The 17,120-nt window shown below is 39.5% G+C and carries 21 protein-coding genes; 1 reads left to right on the top strand and 20 read right to left on the bottom strand.

The window, feature by feature from the left end:
• Positions 1 to 121: 121 nt before the first annotated feature.
• Genes panD through IEV27_RS02540 form a run of 9 tightly spaced genes read right to left on the bottom strand, consistent with a single transcriptional unit; the run spans position 122 to position 7,068 of the window.
• Entirely contained in the window at positions 122 to 511 is a 390-nt protein-coding gene (gene panD / locus IEV27_RS02580; RefSeq protein ID WP_188375885.1) for an aspartate 1-decarboxylase, read from the bottom strand.
• A 23-nt stretch (positions 512 to 534) separates the two neighbouring features.
• Complete coding sequence (panC, locus tag IEV27_RS02575; protein WP_188375884.1) at positions 535 to 1,398, bottom strand: pantoate--beta-alanine ligase; 864 nt, start codon at positions 1,396 to 1,398, stop codon at positions 535 to 537.
• A gap of 15 nt (positions 1,399 to 1,413) precedes the next feature.
• Positions 1,414 to 2,232 (bottom strand): 3-methyl-2-oxobutanoate hydroxymethyltransferase, encoded by an 819-nt coding sequence (panB, locus tag IEV27_RS02570; protein ID WP_188375883.1) that lies wholly within the window; start codon positions 2,230 to 2,232, stop codon positions 1,414 to 1,416.
• The gene (locus tag IEV27_RS02565; RefSeq protein ID WP_188375882.1) at positions 2,222 to 3,217 is read right to left on the bottom strand and encodes a biotin--[acetyl-CoA-carboxylase] ligase; all 996 of its coding nucleotides are present in this window, start codon (positions 3,215 to 3,217) and stop codon (positions 2,222 to 2,224) included. The genes panB and IEV27_RS02565 overlap by 11 nt, the downstream gene beginning before the upstream one ends.
• Complete coding sequence (locus IEV27_RS02560; RefSeq protein ID WP_188375881.1) at positions 3,193 to 4,380, bottom strand: CCA tRNA nucleotidyltransferase; 1,188 nt, start codon at positions 4,378 to 4,380, stop codon at positions 3,193 to 3,195. The genes IEV27_RS02565 and IEV27_RS02560 overlap by 25 nt, the downstream gene beginning before the upstream one ends.
• Positions 4,361 to 5,500: an N-acetyl-alpha-D-glucosaminyl L-malate synthase BshA gene (gene bshA, locus IEV27_RS02555; RefSeq protein WP_188375880.1), complete on the bottom strand. Its 1,140-nt coding sequence runs from the start codon at positions 5,498 to 5,500 to the stop codon at positions 4,361 to 4,363. Before bshA ends, IEV27_RS02560 begins: the two co-directional genes overlap by 20 nt.
• A gap of 5 nt (positions 5,501 to 5,505) precedes the next feature.
• The gene (gene mgsA, locus IEV27_RS02550) at positions 5,506 to 5,919 is read right to left on the bottom strand and encodes a methylglyoxal synthase (RefSeq protein WP_188375879.1); all 414 of its coding nucleotides are present in this window, start codon (positions 5,917 to 5,919) and stop codon (positions 5,506 to 5,508) included.
• Positions 5,920 to 5,933: 14 nt separating this feature from the next.
• The gene (dapB, locus tag IEV27_RS02545; protein WP_188375878.1) at positions 5,934 to 6,734 is read right to left on the bottom strand and encodes a 4-hydroxy-tetrahydrodipicolinate reductase; all 801 of its coding nucleotides are present in this window, start codon (positions 6,732 to 6,734) and stop codon (positions 5,934 to 5,936) included.
• Positions 6,721 to 7,068 carry a nucleotide pyrophosphohydrolase gene (locus tag IEV27_RS02540; protein WP_188375877.1) on the bottom strand — a complete coding sequence of 116 codons (348 nt, stop codon included), beginning with the start codon at positions 7,066 to 7,068 and terminating at the stop codon, positions 6,721 to 6,723. Before IEV27_RS02540 ends, dapB begins: the two co-directional genes overlap by 14 nt.
• 147 nt (positions 7,069 to 7,215) lie before the next feature.
• On the opposite strand from IEV27_RS02540, the gene IEV27_RS02535 reads away from it, so the two are divergent.
• Positions 7,216 to 8,088 carry a YitT family protein gene (locus IEV27_RS02535; protein ID WP_188375876.1) on the top strand — a complete coding sequence of 291 codons (873 nt, stop codon included), beginning with the start codon at positions 7,216 to 7,218 and terminating at the stop codon, positions 8,086 to 8,088.
• 35 nt (positions 8,089 to 8,123) lie between these two features.
• Here the strand turns inward: IEV27_RS02535 and IEV27_RS02530 are convergent, their stop codons facing one another.
• The 11 genes from IEV27_RS02530 to aroA all read right to left on the bottom strand — a co-directional run bounded on the left by IEV27_RS02530 (position 8,124) and on the right by aroA (position 17,118).
• The gene (locus tag IEV27_RS02530) at positions 8,124 to 8,798 is read right to left on the bottom strand and encodes a zinc metallopeptidase (RefSeq protein ID WP_188375875.1); all 675 of its coding nucleotides are present in this window, start codon (positions 8,796 to 8,798) and stop codon (positions 8,124 to 8,126) included.
• Between the two features lie 65 nt (positions 8,799 to 8,863).
• The gene (locus IEV27_RS02525) at positions 8,864 to 9,565 is read right to left on the bottom strand and encodes a sporulation protein YpjB (RefSeq protein ID WP_188375874.1); all 702 of its coding nucleotides are present in this window, start codon (positions 9,563 to 9,565) and stop codon (positions 8,864 to 8,866) included.
• A gap of 57 nt (positions 9,566 to 9,622) precedes the next feature.
• The gene (gene lhaT / locus IEV27_RS02520) at positions 9,623 to 10,207 is read right to left on the bottom strand and encodes a lipoprotein heptaprenylglyceryl N-acetyltransferase LhaT (RefSeq protein WP_188375873.1); all 585 of its coding nucleotides are present in this window, start codon (positions 10,205 to 10,207) and stop codon (positions 9,623 to 9,625) included.
• Between the two features lie 68 nt (positions 10,208 to 10,275).
• Positions 10,276 to 11,139, bottom strand: a complete 864-nt coding sequence (locus tag IEV27_RS02515) for a menaquinol-cytochrome c reductase cytochrome b/c subunit (RefSeq protein WP_188375872.1) — start codon at positions 11,137 to 11,139, stop codon at positions 10,276 to 10,278.
• A gap of 29 nt (positions 11,140 to 11,168) precedes the next feature.
• On the bottom strand, positions 11,169 to 11,843 hold the full coding sequence (gene qcrB / locus IEV27_RS02510) for a menaquinol-cytochrome c reductase cytochrome b subunit (RefSeq protein ID WP_188375871.1): 675 nt from the start codon (positions 11,841 to 11,843) through the stop codon (positions 11,169 to 11,171).
• A gap of 12 nt (positions 11,844 to 11,855) precedes the next feature.
• Positions 11,856 to 12,353 carry a QcrA and Rieske domain-containing protein gene (locus IEV27_RS02505; RefSeq protein WP_188375870.1) on the bottom strand — a complete coding sequence of 166 codons (498 nt, stop codon included), beginning with the start codon at positions 12,351 to 12,353 and terminating at the stop codon, positions 11,856 to 11,858.
• A 129-nt stretch (positions 12,354 to 12,482) separates the two neighbouring features.
• Positions 12,483 to 12,941, bottom strand: coding sequence for a DUF2487 family protein (locus IEV27_RS02500; protein ID WP_188375869.1), 459 nt, complete (start codon positions 12,939 to 12,941; stop codon positions 12,483 to 12,485).
• 87 nt (positions 12,942 to 13,028) lie between these two features.
• Positions 13,029 to 13,595, bottom strand: coding sequence for a ReoY family proteolytic degradation factor (locus IEV27_RS02495; protein WP_188375868.1), 567 nt, complete (start codon positions 13,593 to 13,595; stop codon positions 13,029 to 13,031).
• 26 nt (positions 13,596 to 13,621) lie between these two features.
• A complete protein-coding gene (locus IEV27_RS02490; RefSeq protein WP_188375867.1) occupies positions 13,622 to 14,875 on the bottom strand; it encodes a tetratricopeptide repeat protein in 1,254 nt (417 codons plus the stop codon).
• 19 nt (positions 14,876 to 14,894) lie between these two features.
• A complete protein-coding gene (locus tag IEV27_RS02485) occupies positions 14,895 to 15,701 on the bottom strand; it encodes a hypothetical protein (protein ID WP_188375866.1) in 807 nt (268 codons plus the stop codon).
• Positions 15,702 to 15,828: 127 nt separating this feature from the next.
• Entirely contained in the window at positions 15,829 to 17,118 is a 1,290-nt protein-coding gene (aroA, locus tag IEV27_RS02480) for a 3-phosphoshikimate 1-carboxyvinyltransferase (protein WP_188375865.1), read from the bottom strand.
• Positions 17,119 to 17,120: the final 2 nt, after the last annotated feature.

Here is a 17,120-nt window from a genome sequence, read left to right as displayed (position 1 = left end):
CAAACCCTCCTTAAACACGCACAATAACATAAAGTAAGGATCTTGCCGATTACATGGGCTAAGATCCTTACAGACACACCAAGGCTTTAGGGATTCACCTCTAAATTACCGCGGGTGGAGATTATAATGGGAGAACCGTCAACGGAGGTTCTTCTTCAATAATCTCCATTACTTGATTGTCTTCACTCATAATGGCAATTTTAGGTTTAAACTCAGCCATTTCTTCTTCGTTTACCAGAGCATAAGAGACGATAATGACGACATCATCCGGCTGAACCAACCGAGCAGCTGCACCATTTAAGCAAACGATACCACTGCCTCTTTCTCCAGCTATTACATATGTTTCCAATCGAGCTCCATTGTTATTATTTACAACCTGTACCTTTTCATGCGGCAGGATATCGACCTTATCCATTAGATCCTGGTCAATGGTTATGCTTCCTACATAATTAAGGTTAGCCTGGGTGACACGAGCACGATGTATTTTTGCTTTCATCATTGTTCGAAACATGATGATGTCTCCTCCTTGAACAATTACCCTGTTGTTACTCCAGCTTCGCTAAACACGATATTATCAATGAGTCTGGCTCGCTTATAGTTGATGGCTATCGCGAGTATTACTTGTCGATCTATTACCTTAACGTTTTCGAGTTCAGGGTATGATAGTAACTCAATATAATCTATTTTACCATGAGTCCGCTCTTCAAGGAACTGCCTAGTTTTTTCAATAATATTACTGACATTACACTCTCCAGAATCATAAAGCTTTTTCCCATATTGTAAAGCTTCAAAAATAGCAGGTGATTCTTTTCGCTCCACTTCCGTTAAATTAACATTCCTGCTGCTCTTAGCTAAACCATCAGTCTCTCTCACTGTAGCAATCGGCTTCAGTTTTACAGGGAAGTTAAAATCTTTAATAAGAGCGTCAACTACCGCCACTTGCTGAGCATCTTTCATTCCAAAATAAGCATTCGTAGGCAGACAAATATTGAATAACTTAGTAAGGACAGTGACTACGCCCTCAAAATGACCCGGCCTGCTGCGGCCGCATAGTACATCAGCTCTTCGTATGACCGATATTTCCATAGATAAGGGATGAGGGTACATCGTTTGTTCTGTTGGAAAAAATACGAGATCCACCCCGTGCTCTTCAGCTCGTTGTAAGTCACGCTCTTCATCTCTAGGGTAAGCATCTAAATCCTCATTCTCTCCAAACTGCAACGGGTTTACAAAAATGGATAGAATAACAAAGTCATTTTCATTTTTGGCTTCCTGTATAAGTTTGAGGTGTCCTTCATGTAAATAACCCATGGTAGGTACAATCCCGATGCTTTTACCGTCCCTCTTAACTTGTTGAGCTTTCTGTTGTACTTCCGTTATTTGCTTGAAAACTTCCATTTTGCTAACTCCTTATTACTTTGGAAGCGAGTCCACATTCATTGTAAATGTATGTTCCTCACCAGGGAATTCTCCTGATTTCACTTCCGTTACATATGACTTTACTGCTTCTATAAGGTGTTCATTACCATTAAAATACGATTTGACAAATTTCGGCAAGCGGTCCACTCCATATTTTAAGATATCATGATAGACGAGCACTTGACCATCGACTTCCGCTCCAGCTCCTATCCCAATGGTTGGAATCGTAAGTTGTTCTGTAATCAAAGAGGCTAATTCTTTCGGTACACATTCTAATACTAGAGCCATTGCTCCGGCCTCTTGAATTTTTTTTGCATCTTCAATCATTTGGTACGCAGCTTCTTTATCCTTACCTTGAACTTTATACCCGCCTAAAACATTAACAGATTGCGGCGTTAACCCTAAGTGACCTACCACTGGAATTCCTGCAGCAGTTAACGATTCAATCGTATGCAGTACTTCTCCAGCCCCTTCAACCTTCAAGGCTTGAGCTTCAGTTTCTTGATAAATTTGCTTCGCATTTTTAAGCGTATCTTCCATAGAAACATGATAAGACATAAATGGCATATCTACTACGACAAACGTGTTCCGCGCACCCCTTCTTACAGCTTTACCGTGATGCACCATATCGTTTACAGTAACAGGTATAGTGGAATCATATCCTAGCACTACCATGCCAAGACTATCTCCTACTAGTATCATATCGGTTTCTGCTTCTTCAGCCATCCTAGCTGAGGGATAATCATACGAAGTAAGCATCGTGATCTTATCTTTTTCTTCTTTCATTTTCATAAGTTTTGATTTATTTAGCATCATATCCTCCCTCTCCCCACATAATTTCCGCAGAATAGAGTTTTTCCTCGTTCCCTTTTTGGTCCCTTGCTTTTAAAGCACCATCAGGTTCGATCCCTATCAACTCGGCTTGCCATTCTCGTTTCATCGTCTTAATGGTCACTTGTTCACCAATCTTATATCCGTATTTTTCCCAAACGTTCTTCACTTTTTTAAAGCCTTGAGACATAAATTGATCATAGGTTTTTTCAAACTGATGCAAAATGCACTGAATCGTTTCTGCGATTGACCACTCCTCCTCTGATTCAATTCGTAAGGAGGACGCTTTATGTCGTAAATCACCTTGAATATCATCGGCAGCTTGATTCACATTGATTCCGATTCCGAGCACTACATATTGAATCTGATCATGTTCTGCCTGCATCTCAGTAAGGATGCCTGAAACTTTTTTATGGTTTATAAGAATATCATTCGGCCATTTAATTTGAGGCTTCAGTTCCGACTTCTGGATGAATACCTCTGCGAGTACGGTAGCCGCTAACAGCGTTAGCTGCGGAGCTTGGACAGGGACAAGGTCAGGGCGTAATAAAATGCTCATCCATATCCCTTTCCCTTTCGGTGAATGCCAAGGTCTTGACATACGCCCTTTCCCTTTCACCTGCTCATCTGCAATTACTACAGTGCCATGAGGTTTTCCTTGCTTAGCAAGCTGGTGGGCAATGTCCTGAGTCGAAGCCACTTCTTTATAATGGTACAGCTGATGTCCCAGCCAATCAGTATTTAACCCCCATTGAACGGTATTTTCACTTACTTTATCGGGAGAGGATATAATTCGATAACCTTTCCTTTGAATGGCTTCAATTTTGTATCCATCCTTTTCAAGCTCTTTCATATGCTTCCATACGGCTGTACGGGATATTTCAAGTTGGTCCGATAACTGCTGTCCTGACACATAGCCGTCATTTTTATCCAACAATTGTATTAATCGGTTTCGGGTGGACTCCATGTTTTTATCCATTCCTTTATCGCTTGATTTTCGTTAGGGATGAGTTCTATTACTACAGCTTGTTCTATTTTGTTCAAGTACTCTCCAATCCATGGTCCTTTTGGTAAGCTCGGATATTGTTGCATTAAATCTTCGGCTTGGAAATCTAATTGTTTTCGAGAATGGATAGGCAGTTTATCGTAAGCTTTCTGAACAGAAGAATGGTCAATGGTCACATCGGCGGCTTGCAGTACATTGACAAAGCTATCAATTAAATGAGAGGGTACTGCATATATAACCACAGGCAGCGGTTTGTGCTCATACGATCGAACCGCTTCAAAAATGATTGACGCATTTCTCTTTACCTGATTGGATTGTTTCCATGCTTTAATCCATTCTGCTATCTCATAGGGTGATCCTTTTACACAATAAAAAGGAATAAGTTCTGAAAACCCGTGTAAACGTACAGAAGGAATTACTTTAATCTGGTCCAAATTCTCTTTAAACACAGGTAAATAATGATGAACCTTAAGTTCTTTTAAGCGAAGGAGCATTACTTGATAATCTTGACCTTTACATAATTTCTCAAATTCTACGGCTATACGCTCAATAGAAATTTTTGATAAAAGGGAAACTTGATGAGAAATAGCCTCGTACGTAGATTTGTCCAAACAGAAACCGAGTTGACTTGAAAAACGCAAGGCTCTCATCATACGCAACGGGTCTTCACTAAATCGGTCTTTAGCATGACCAACCGCTCGAATCAACCTTTTTTCCAAATCTTCTCGTCCGCCGTAAGGGTCAATAATTTGCTCGTTTGCATCCAGGGCCATCGCGTTGATTGTGAAATCTCTACGCGCTAAATCCTGTTCAACAGAACGAACAAATTCGACCTGGTCAGGGTGACGATAATCATTGTATCCTTCCTCTGTACGGTATGTAGTGACCTCATAGGATTCGGATTCATATCGAACAAGTACAGTGCCATGATCGATGCCGATTGGGATAACCTTAGAAAATACCTTACTAACCTCTTCAGGAGTAAAAGAAGTAGCTAAGTCTACATCTTCAATCGGTCTTCCTAGAAGTGTGTCACGAACGGCTCCCCCAACAACGTGAGCCTTTCCTCCCGCATCTTCAATGATTTTTACAATTTCTAATGCTTTAGCGATTTTTAAGTTCATGGCCCATCACCTGATCATAGAGTTGTTCATATTGTTCAACAATAGCTCTGGACGCAAACTTCTCGTGAACAAGAGATTCAGCATCTTTTGAGAATTGCTTTACTTTAACTTCATCGGATAATAATTCAACGGCTAGTCTCGAAATTCCCGTGACGTCCCCTAGCTCACCAATATAACCTGTAACTCCGTGTTGAATAACTTCGGGGATCCCTCCAATATTCGTACCTATGCAAGGCACACCGCAAGACATTGCTTCAAGCAACACTAGTCCAAAGCTTTCTTTTTCAGATAAGAGCAGTTTTAAATCAGAAATAGCCAAGAGTTCGCTCACGTTTTCTTGTTTACCTAAAAATAAAACGTGATCTTCAAGTTCTAACTTTTTTACAAGGTGGTAGCAATTTGAATATTCCGGACCATCACCAACCAAAACGAGCTTGCTTGGTATTTTCTCGACGATTTCGGCAAAAACACGTATCACATCATCTACTCTTTTTACTTTTCGGAAATTAGAAATATGAATAATGACTTTTTCATGTTCCTTGATCCCATATTCTTCTTTTAATGTGGGCGTTTGAATACGATAATACTCTCGCTCATCAACAAAGTTATAAATGACATCAATATCCTTTGAGGTATCGAGTTGCTCCCTCGTTTGTTCAACTAAACTATGGGAAACGGCGGTTACCCGGTCTGATTGCTCAATACCAAAGCGAATCATACGTTTTAAAGTTGAATCGATCCCTAACACTGTAATGTCAGTGCCATGTAGGGTTGTGACGATTTTTACATCCCTATTACACATTTGTTTGGCCAATATTGCTAGTACAGCATGAGGCATGGCGTAATGCACATGTAAAATGTCCAATTCTTCTCGATCGATTACTTCGGCCATTTTGTTTGCCAGTGATAAGTCATACGGAGGATGTTGAAAAACTGGATAATTGCTTACTTCAACCTCGTGATAAAAAATATTAGGGTAGACGCGATTTAGACGAAACGGAACTTGAGAAGTAATAAAATGGATTTTATGTCCTTGTTCTGCTAGTAGTTTACCTAATTCCGTTGCTATAACCCCGGATCCACCGACCGTAGGGTAACAAGTAATACCTATTTTAGCCATAAACGTTACACCTGATCTTTCCTGTCTTTAACTACCTGTCTCCAGTTAATCTCTCCACGATCTAACGCACGAATCATGATTTCAGCGCCTGCCATATTTGTGGCTACTGGAATTTGATGCACATCACATAGTCTTAAGAGAGCTGTTATATCTGGTTCATGAGGCTGAGCTGTTAAGGGATCGCGGAAGAAGATAACCATATCCATTTCTTCATTGGCTATCCTAGCTCCTATCTGCTGGTCTCCTCCAAGCGGTCCAGATTGAAAGCGAACAACAGGTAAACCTGATGCATCATGAATTTTCTTTCCTGTTGTACCAGTTGCAAATAAATCATGCTTTTTAAAAATGTCGCGATAAGCCGTAGTAAAATTAATCATTTCCGACTTTTTCTTATCATGTGCAATTAAAGCAATATTCATTTCTTGACCTCCCTTTAGTCTAGAAGATGTTCTAGTCCATACACTAAAACATCGAGCTTCATAACTTCAGTAGCGGCTAGTTTCACTCCAGACATAAAGGATTCACGATGGTGAGAATCATGTTTAATCGTCAACGTTTCCCCTAAGTTTCCAAATACAACTTCCTGGTGAGCAACAAGCCCTGGTAATCGCAAACTGTGAATTCTCATACCATCAAAATCCGCCCCTCGAGCACCGGCTATCGTTTCTTTTTCATTTTCGTGGCCCTGTTTATGGGTGTTTCTTTCTTCTTGGATAAGCTGCGCTGTTTTAACAGCTGTGCCTGATGGCGCGTCGAGCTTTTGATCATGGTGCTTTTCTATGATTTCAACATCAGGAAAATGCTTAGCAGCCCACTTTGAGAACTGCATCATTAATACAGCTCCAATAGCAAAGTTAGGTGCTATGACCGCTCCTAATTGTTTTTCTGCGGCTAAACTTCTTAATTCCTCAAGCTGTTCGTCAGAAAAACCAGTTGTACCAACGACCGGGCGCACATTATGTTCTAAAGCAAGCTTCGTATGTTTATAGCCAAATTCAGGGGTAGTAAGGTCAATTAATACATCGGCTTCCACCTCTTGAAGACAAACTTCGGTATCTGTAAAGATAGGAGCATCTAATTTTGGAAGTCCATCAACGTCTTTTACATTCATTCCATCATATTTACGATCAATACAGCCCGTCAACGTTAATTGCTCGTCTTTTTCAATCATCCGCAAGGCCTCACTGCCCATCTTACCTCTGGGTCCTGCTACTATACATTTAATTTGATTCATGATTATTCTCTCCTTCTTTACGTGTCCAGCGATCACGGTCTCTTGTTTCTATTTTACTCATCGATTGTTCAAATGCATCTGATAAATCTATATTTAAAGAGTTAGCAAAGCAAGTAAGTACAAATATAACGTCCCCTAACTCTTCCTCTAAAGCTTTTTCATTCTCGGATGATTTTTTTGGCTTCTCCCCGTACCGATGATTAATTTCTCTGGCTAGCTCTCCCACTTCCTCTGTCAATCGTGCTTGTAGACTCAAGGGCGAGAAATACCCTTCTTTAAATTGGGATATGTAACGATCGACTCGATCCTGAATGTCCTTCGTATCATATTTCAACAATATTCCTCCTTACACCAACCTGTTTTCATATTGTAATGGTAGCCAAAAGGAGGGGATTTGACAAATTTTTAATACTATAGACGTTGTAGGTTTTCTAGGAAAACTTTATAATTATATCCGTTATAAAACTATGGAGGTGACACAGTGAAACTATTTGGATTAAAAATTAAAAACATTTTATTCATTTTATTAGGATCAGCTATTTTTTCATTTGGCCTTGTTCACTTTAACATTCAAAACGAACTAGGTGAAGGTGGATTTACCGGAATTACCCTATTGCTCTTATATTTATTTAATTGGGATCCAGCATTAATGAACATCATTCTGAATATTCCTGTACTTATCGTTGGATGGAAAATACTTGGCAGACATACTTTTTTTTATTCTTTAATCGGAATCTTAGCTGTTTCTGTATTTATTCGTCTTTCACAAATATACTTAATTGAAATTAATCTTGCCTCTGATTTAACTCTTGCCGCTTTATTTGCAGGGGTCTGTATTGGGGTAGGCCTTGGCATCATCTTCCGGTATGGAGGAACCACAGGAGGCGTCGATATCATCGCCAGGCTCATGCACAAATATCTAGGTTGGAGTATGGGGAGAGCTATGTTTCTGTTTGATGCTCTAGTTATTTTCACATCAATTATTACTTACTTAGATCACATTAAAGGAATGTACACGCTGGTTGCCGTATTTATCGGAGCCCGGGTCATTGATTTTATCCAAGAAGGTGCTTATGCTGCTAGAGGAACAACAATTATATCTGAAAAGAGTGAAGAAATTGCCCATAAGATTATGAAGGAAATGGATCGGGGTGTTACTGTACTTGAAGGGAGAGGATCATTTACAGGATCCCGTCGAGACGTGCTTTATTGCGTCATAGGAAAAAATGAAATCATCCGATTACGAAATGTAATTGAACAAATCGATCCTCATGCTTTTGTTGCGGTGAGTCACGTTCACGAAGTAACGGGTGAAGGTTTTACATTAGACGAAAACAAAATGCCTCTAAACTAAAAAATTCCCGCTTGAAAAACTCAAGCGGGAATTTTTTAATCTTCGTTCATTCCAATAAACATAAATACAAATCTTAATAGTTCAGCTAGGGCAACTAAAGCTCCAGCTACATATGTTAACGCTGCAGCGTTAAGCACCTTTTTTGTCTTGCGTTCTTCATCATTTCTTATAACTCCTGTAGAAACCAACTGACCCATCGCTCGATTGGAAGCATCAAACTCTACAGGCAGCGTCACAAATTGGAAGAGAACAGCTGCTGCAAAGAACACAATGCCGACAAGCAGCAATCCTGACATTTGAAGCAGCATACCACCAATAATTAAAAAGATGGAAATGTTTGACCCAAAACTTGCTACAGGTACTAATGCACTTCTGAACTTAAGAAACGCATATTCTTCAGCATCCTGAATCGCATGCCCTACTTCGTGAGCGGAGACTGCGGCTGCCGCCATTGAACGACCATGATAATTATCAGAGGAAAGTCTAATAACCTTCTTTCGAGGATCGTAATGATCAGAAAGCGTACCTCTTGTTTCTTCAATCCCCACATCGTAAATACCATTGTCATTTAGTATTTTTCGTGCAACCTCTGCTCCTGTCATTGATGAAGAGGTCGGTACTTTTGAATACTTCTTATACGTACTCTTTACTTTTGAAGAAGCCCAAATAGGCACCAACAAAATAATCGCAAAATAAATGAGAAACTCCATCTTCATTCCTCCATCTTAGATGTCTACTGCATATAGGTCAATTTTAGTCAAATAAATTAAAAAAATCAACTATTTTGCTTTTGGTTTTGCTTTTCCTTTACCTGTTCCTTTTCGGCTCTGTATTTACGGTAGCCGACATAAAAAAGTGTCCCTATAATTGAACCGCCTATGATCATGGCTGTCCATATAAATGCGTCGTATGAGTTTTCTTTTGTATCCTCTGGGATCATGTTGTCTAAATAATACAACAGGGATTGCTGCGTTTCTAATGAGCTGCTCGTATGGTAACTTTGTAATGCGTCATTCACGTAGTTAACTTCTTCCTGAGGAAAGTATAATTCAATAAATGGAGATAAACTTGTCCACTTTTCCAGCACCTCAGTACGATTAACATCTGAGTTTTCTGCCAGTACCTGAATTTCCTTTAGCTTTTCTGTAACTACAACTTCATCATTTGCGCTTACAGAGAGGTCTAAAAAGTTCAATAAATGGATCATTTCTTCAGGGTTTTGGTTCGTGTTACCCGCGAGTTGAGCAAAAGTTTGTTTATGAAGTATAGATTTTTCCTCATAATAGGTTTCCAATTCTTGATAACGATTATCCAACATTTTTTCAGCAAGATCATATTTCCCGTCAAAAACTAAATACCTGTATTGTTCTACAAAAGGCTCTAAGTTTTCGTCATTCGTATCAGCTGTTATCCATTGATTACACACAAAGATTATACCGGTTAACGACAGAAAAACAATGAGAATAGCCCGTCCCATGTAGCCTCTCCCCTTCTACTTCTATCTTAATGATAGTGTATGAAGAGGGAGAAGGGATTAGACCGAATCCGTTTTAATTCTCGCAAAGTAGAATCCAATGGCTATGGATACTATACTAAGCCAAAATGTAAAATAACCAATTTCTTTCATATGCTCCATGATAGAAGGATAGATTGGCATTTGTTCATATACATAATCGATCACGTCATTGTGTAACGTCCATACAGCCGCTACGACAACATGCCGGAGCCTTAATTTATAGTAAGGGGCATAGAGAAGCCCTTGTACAGCCATAGCTCCATGAGAAATAACGAGCATATATCCTGCCCATGGAAGTGAACCATATTCCATCCATGTTAATCCATTCATGACCACTGCCCATATCCCATATTTAAACAACGTAATCAAAGCCAACGCTTCGAAATAAGGCACATTCTTTTTAAAAATATAAAAAGCTAAAAATATGGTAAAAAATAAGCTGGCGGTCGGACTATCAGGCACAAATAACAAAAAAATAGGATCAGTCATTTTCAACTGTGATTCGTACCATATATAACCATATATAGTGCCTGAGAGATTAATGATAAAAAGAGCTATGAGAAATCTGCGCTGATTTAATATGTAATCCAGTAACGCCTTCATAAGAACCTCCAATGCTAAAATAAGCCGTGCTCCGAAGGAAGGGCACGGCTTATTTCTATAAGATTATGTTATTCTTCTTCTGATTCTTCCTCAGAGCCCTCTTCATCATCTGAACCTTCTTCTTCAGATCCTTCTTCTCCACCTTCAGAGTCCTCTTCCTCTTCTCCCGTAGGATTCGTTACGAAAGCGGCAAGATCATCAAGTTCTTCTTCAGAACCTTCAAAGATTCCAGAAGGCATTTCACCGATACCGTTTTGTGCGATATCTTTAATCTGATCTGCAGGCAGCTGTGTATCAATTAAACCCGGATAACTTCCTGTACCTTCGAGGTTTCCACCGTGACAGCTGGCGCAGTTGTTTTCATAAATTTCATATCCTGCGGCTTCTGTATCAATCTCTATCTCTTCAGCTTCAATACTTACACCATATTGCTCACTACGCTCACCATAGTCTACCTCTGATACAGATTCGTAAGTAAGCCAGAACGTAGCGATAAATCCAAGCATCATAAGTCCAACAGCAATTGGACGTTTATGCGGTCGGCGCTCAGGTCCTCTATCAAGAAACGGCGCAAGCAGTAAAGCTCCAAATGCTATACTTGGCGCAACAATCGCCCCAAAGACGATAAAGTCTCCACCAGCATATTGATACTTTAAAAATTGGTATAAGAATAAGAAATACCAGTCAGGTAACGGAATATACCCAGCATTGGTTGGATCTGCCTGCTGCTCAAGTGGTGATGGGTGAGCTGCAGTCAGAATTAGAAAACCAATAAGGAAAACCGAACCAACTAACCATTCTTTTAGAAGGAAGTTAGGCCAGAATGCTTCCGTACGACCAGGGTATTCTGAATAATCTTTTGGTAAATTGGCTTTTTGTTCAGCGGTAATTCGTGAATCACCGACGAACTTCATACCTTTTCCCCTATGCACAGCTTTCCCTCCTTTACATCATTTCCATTTTATAGTGGACCGGAAATTCCTTGTTTTCGAATTAAAACAAAGTGAGCAGCCATTAAACCGAATAATGCTGCAGGCAAGAAAAACACATGGATCGCAAAGAAACGTGTTAATGTCTGCGCTCCTACAATTGTTGGATCTCCTGCTAATAGCGATCGAATACTATCACCGATTACAGGTGTTGCAGCTGCAATTTCCAGGCCGACCTGAGTGGCAAAGTAAGCTTTGTTATCCCACGGAAGTAAGTAACCTGTAAATCCTAAGCCAAGCATGACGAAGAATAAAAGCACACCTACAATCCAGTTTAATTCACGAGGTTTCTTATATGCGCCTTGGAAAAACACCCGTAAAGTATGTAGAAATAACATGACGATAACAAGACTTGCTCCCCAGTGATGCATCCCACGAACGATCTGTCCATAAGCTACTTCTCTTTGTAAGTAGTAAACAGATTCCCAAGCATTTTCAATATCAGGTACGTAATACATCGTTAAAAACATCCCTGATAAAATTTGAATTACCGTAACAAAGAATGTCAAGCCACCAAAACAATAAACGAATGCGGAAAAGTGGTGGGCAGGGTTGACATGCTCGGGCACTTCGTGGTCGGCGATATCACGCCATAATGGTGTGATGTCTACGCGCTCATCGACCCAATCATAAATTCTCTGTAGCATGATTTACGCCCCCTATCTCTCTTGTTCTTGTCCAAGGTACAACATACCTTCCTCTACTTTATGGTCGAATAAAGGTAATGGTGCAGTAGGCGGTGTGCCAGGAACATTCACTCCATCCTTTGTATAACGACCAGCGTGACATGGACAGTAAAACTCATCTGGATACTCTTCATTTGATGCCCAATCAACTGTACAGCCTAAATGCGTACAAATTGGTGACAAGGCAACAATTTCATCATCCTCCGTTCGGTACACCCATGCCGTTTTTTGTACCTCTGATTCATACCAACCATCAACTTGTTCAACAATCCACTCAAATCTTTGCGGCTCATTTGTAATTTCATCAACGGATGCAACAGATTGAAAGTCTCCAGCAGCCGACGGCTTCAGCACAGGATCAATGGCAAACCTAACCATTGGTGCAAGCATTCCTGCAGCCATAAAACCACCAACACCTGTCAGTGTGTAGTTTAAAAATTGACGACGGGATACTCTTTGTTTATCGCTCATTCTTTTCCCCCCTCTATGCTGTAATCCATGCGACATGGATCGGTTACATACAGTTTACTAGGACATTACTATGATAGCGCAATCTTATAGCCTGGTCAATAAAATATCGACGTTAAAGGAAAGTTTTAGTCAATCCCAGTAAGCTTTTATAAGGTCACTAATTTGATTCACCTGTTCTTTTACAAACGACCTCGTTTCAGTAGATTGTAAATTTCTTTCGTGTAAACTAGGCACCCATAGCAAATGTCCTTTCAATTCTTTTTCCCATCTCTTCCATTTTGTATCAAAAGTAAATAAAAATACATGTTCAAACGGCTGTTTTTCAAACTTTTCAATCCATTGATTAATTCTTTGAGACTCTGCTTCATAGTTTCCGGTTATGTAATTATAGTCAGGAGCTAATAAAATGCGGCCCCTATAACCTTTTTCTAACAAGTGAGTAGTCAAATGATTTAATTCTCTTTGAAAAGCTTCTTTCGCTATGGTTCCATCCGTTTCAGGGTTAAATGGAATAAGGGGGATGATTAAGGTGTCTACATATTTCTTTTCAGCTAAATAGAGTTCAGTATCATCTTTTGTCCATTGCATAGTTTACGATCCCATTCCTTTCTTACTTTAGTCTATTTTACTAAAAATAAACAAAAAGAAAAGCTAAGAGGACAAATTTCCTCTTAGCTATTCCACTTGAGTATACTTTAAAGCTTCATTCACATCTTTTAAAGCTTCGGCTAATTGTTTAAAACGACTTTGATCCCCGCTTTGCAGTGATTCATCTATTTCCTTCTCCAGCTGCTGCTTTTTAAATGCCAGTAGGCTGATAGACAGTACATGTTCTGCCTCTTCTCGATCACTTTCATTTACATAATGATCTTTCGGTAAATACGGGTTCTCTTCAAGGACTAGGGCATACATCGAACATTGATGAGCATTTTCAAAGTTCATTTGAATATAAATCGGTTCGTCTTGATTCATTCTCAGGTCATGAAACGACTTCTCCGCATCATTCGTCATTACTTGACCTTTGTAAAAGCGAAATGGAGGATCCTTCACTCCTTGAGCTGTAATTTCCATCCCACGTGGACACAACTTAACGTCTTCTACGAAACACACGGATGAGAGCAAAGATTCATGGTTCATTAAATAATTTAGAATCCAGACACTTTCCCGCTTCTTCAATTGATAATGATTTAAGAACCAACGGACAAATTCTTTTTTTTCATTAACAGAAATCGGTGTTTCCATAGGCGCCCCTCCTGCGCTTGTTAAAATTACATTTCCTTTAATCGATGGATAAATTCTTCCACTTCAGTGTTGGACGGTTCAATGGCCAAGTATTCTTCTAGTACTTGCTGGCCTTCCCTCATCCTTCCTTCTTCTACCAAGAAATAACCATAAGCCTTAAGGAATACGTCATCATCTTTAAGAGATGGATAAGCATTTTGATAATGTTCTAGGGCTTGTTTATAATCTTCCTCTTCCTCATAGGCTTTAGCAAGTTCGAATAAATAATACGGATCTTCCTCGCCCAACGTAAGAAGCTGATTAATTAATTCTATGATGGATTCATGGTCCCCATCACTTTTATAATTTTCAATTAAGAAGAGAACGGCTTCCTTATATCCTGGATCAAGTGCGACTGCTTCTCTCATATAGCGGTATCCTGCTTCTTTATCTCCAGCTTTATGCGACAGCGTTCCTACTAAATGATAAAGCTCTTTATTGTATTCATCTTTAGCTAACCCTTTTTCAGCCATATTTAATGCTTCTTTAGGCATTCCCTCTGCTTCATAAGCTTGGGCTAGTAACGGATAAACAGATTGATAATAAGGATCATCTTCAATGAGACGTTCCCAAACGTGAATGGCAATATCGTTTCGCAGCGCTTGAAACGCTACAAATCCATAACGGAATAGCACGTCAGCGTTATCTTCTTCCACTTTTTCATAATAATCAAGTGATTTTTCAAACTCTCCACTTGCAGCAAAAGCCTCAGCTAGCCGTGTCGCCACTTCGATATCCGCAATTACCGGCTGGTGATGCATCGCATTTTCATAAAACGGGATACATTTATTATATTCCCCATTAGAAAATGCTAACTCACCTAAAGCGAAATCAATAACAGCTTCATTCGGTTCTAATTGCTTAGCAGCAAGCAACTTTTGTTCAGCTACTTCGAAAAGCCCTTGCGACTGATAGAGATCTGCCAGCTGAAGAAGAGATTCTAAATAACCTTCATCCTCAGGTGTAAATTCATTTAATAAACTAATAGCATCCTCGTCTTCATTTAGATCGATATGAATTTCAGCCATCATCACTTTTAATTCCGCTTCTTTTGGATAGCGCTGAATTAATTCCTGCAAAATCATTTTCGCTTCTTCTAACATTCCCCATTGAATATAAAGTTCAGTTATCGTAAAGCGCTCTTCTTCGTCTGCTTCTGGCAAATATTGCTGTAGTATTGTTATAGCTTCTTCCGTTTTTTCTGCTTCCATTGCTTGGATCGCTTTATGAATTTCCTCCATACTGACTTCCTTTCAACGATTAGACAAAATGTTTGTAAATCGAGCTTTTAAAAAATATGCCTTTTGTATTTGGTTCAACTTTTTGTTGAACCTGGATTGGACGTCCCCTCATTACAGTAATAGCTGGAACAGGTTCATGATATAAGAAATTTTCTTCTTCATCAATCAACTCGATTGAGGTCTTCTCATATAAATTATAATCAGCATATGCATGAGTTCTTAATGTTCCTTTATAAGGATATATGCCGGTATCTTTCATATTTTGAAGTGTTAACCTTCCATTAGTAATAGGTTGAGATAACTTAATGATACCATAATTATGTGTAAGGGTTGTCCAAAACCTTTCGTTATTCATCTCACTATTTCTACTATTTTTGACACTATAAGTAAGGGGAATTCGACGGTGGCTTTGAGCTTGGGCTATCCATCCCCAAGCCACATCTTCCAGTTGTTCCGTTGATTCAGCATGAACGATAATAAAAGGGGCTTTTTCCAAGGCAAAATACCGTATCATTTCTGGGTGCAAGACATGAGAAGAAATTCGAGGGACAATCATATAATCCAACGGCAAATCTTTTAAGAAGTTCTGCATCTGCTCGTACTCTTTTTTAAAGTGTTTTCTCGTATAAATAAAAAGTTGTATAAGCAGCAGCGTACATCCTTTTTTCATGTATTCATAGCATTGACTTACGTGAGAAGGAGAACGACTCAAGGGGAACGATGTATCTAACATGACATGGCCAGGAGCAATAATAAATTTATTGACGTTGACATTTAAAATATGACCATAGGCTTCGGAAGGATCTTTGAATTTATCATGATCCACAAACAACTCCCCATAGAAGCTGTGACTATCTTCATAAATTGTCCCATGAAACCAGTGAGCTCTCATACGATAAAACCTCCAACAGGCTTTTTATATCGTATGAGAGCTCTAGTTAATCTATGAATTCTTATTTACAAACCTTTTTTAAGTGATCAAAAAAATTAGGATAAGAAATATTAATACACTCTTTATCCTGAATGAGGACGGTTCCTTCTGTTATTAATGAAGCTATCGCGCCCATCATGCCGATTCGGTGATCCCCATATGAATCAACCGAGCCTCCAGTTAATTTATTCTTACCAGAAATAATCATACCATCTTCTGTTGGCTCTACTTCCGCTCCTAATTTGCGTAAGTTCGTTACAACAGCTTCAATTCTATCCGTTTCTTTCACCCTTAACTCTTTAGCATCTTTAATGTAAGTGGTACCTTCTGCCTGAGTCGCTGCAAGAGCTAAGATTGGAATTTCGTCAATTAAGTTAGGAATTAATTCACCTTCAAACGTACACCCTTTAAGTTCACTGGTTTTCACATAAACGCGTCCTACTGGTTCATGTCCAACCTTTTCAACCTGATCCACTTCAATATGAGCACCCATTTTTTTGAGCGCAGTGATAATCCCATCCCTCGTGGGGTTTAAACCTACATTCTCAATGCTAATAGAACTGTTAGGCGTTATAGCTGCCGCTACAATGAAAAAAGCAGCAGATGAGATATCCCCTGGAACGGTTAGGTTCGAAGCTTGTGGCTGTTGATTACCAGAAATCGTTAGCTTATTCCCTTGTTTATCTAAGGAAATTCCATATTGAGACATTAGCATTTCGGTGTGATTCCTAGTAATTCCCTTTTCATAAATAACAGTCTCGCCCTCTGCCAGCATTCCTGCTAATAACAAAGCAGATTTGACTTGAGCACTTTTTACTTTCATTTCAATCGTAGCGCCTCGCAATTTCTGTCCGTTAAATGCTAAAGGCAGGAACTTTCCTTTTTCACGTCCAGTAATTTCAGCTCCCATTTCTGATAAAGGTTCAACTACACGATCCATCGGGCGCTTTGACAGGGAAGGGTCACCGTATGCCGTGCTAAATAATGGGAGAGCTGATAAAACTCCGCTCATTAAACGTGCCGTAGTACCCGAATTCCCAAAATAGATTGGATTTACAGGCGCTCTAAGAGCATCTAACCCTTTGCCCTGCACCGTAACGTTCGTTCCTTCTTGTTTAATTTCAACTCCAAATTCTCTAAAAGCTTGAACGGTGCGAAGACAATCTTCACCCGTTAAAAAATTTGAGATATGAGAAGTCCCCTCTGCTAAAGCAGAGAAAATAATCGAACGGTGAGAAATCGATTTATCCCCAGGTACTGAGAGCGTGCCTTTGATCCCTGTAGAGGCTGGCTGTAATTTTATTTCTGACATGA

Source organism: Halobacillus andaensis (assembly GCF_014636475.1).
GTDB classification, from domain to species: domain Bacteria; phylum Bacillota; class Bacilli; order Bacillales; family Halobacillaceae; genus Halobacillus_A; species Halobacillus_A andaensis.
Note: the sequence above shows the minus strand (reverse complement) of the source record. Positions and strands in the feature narration are given on the sequence as shown.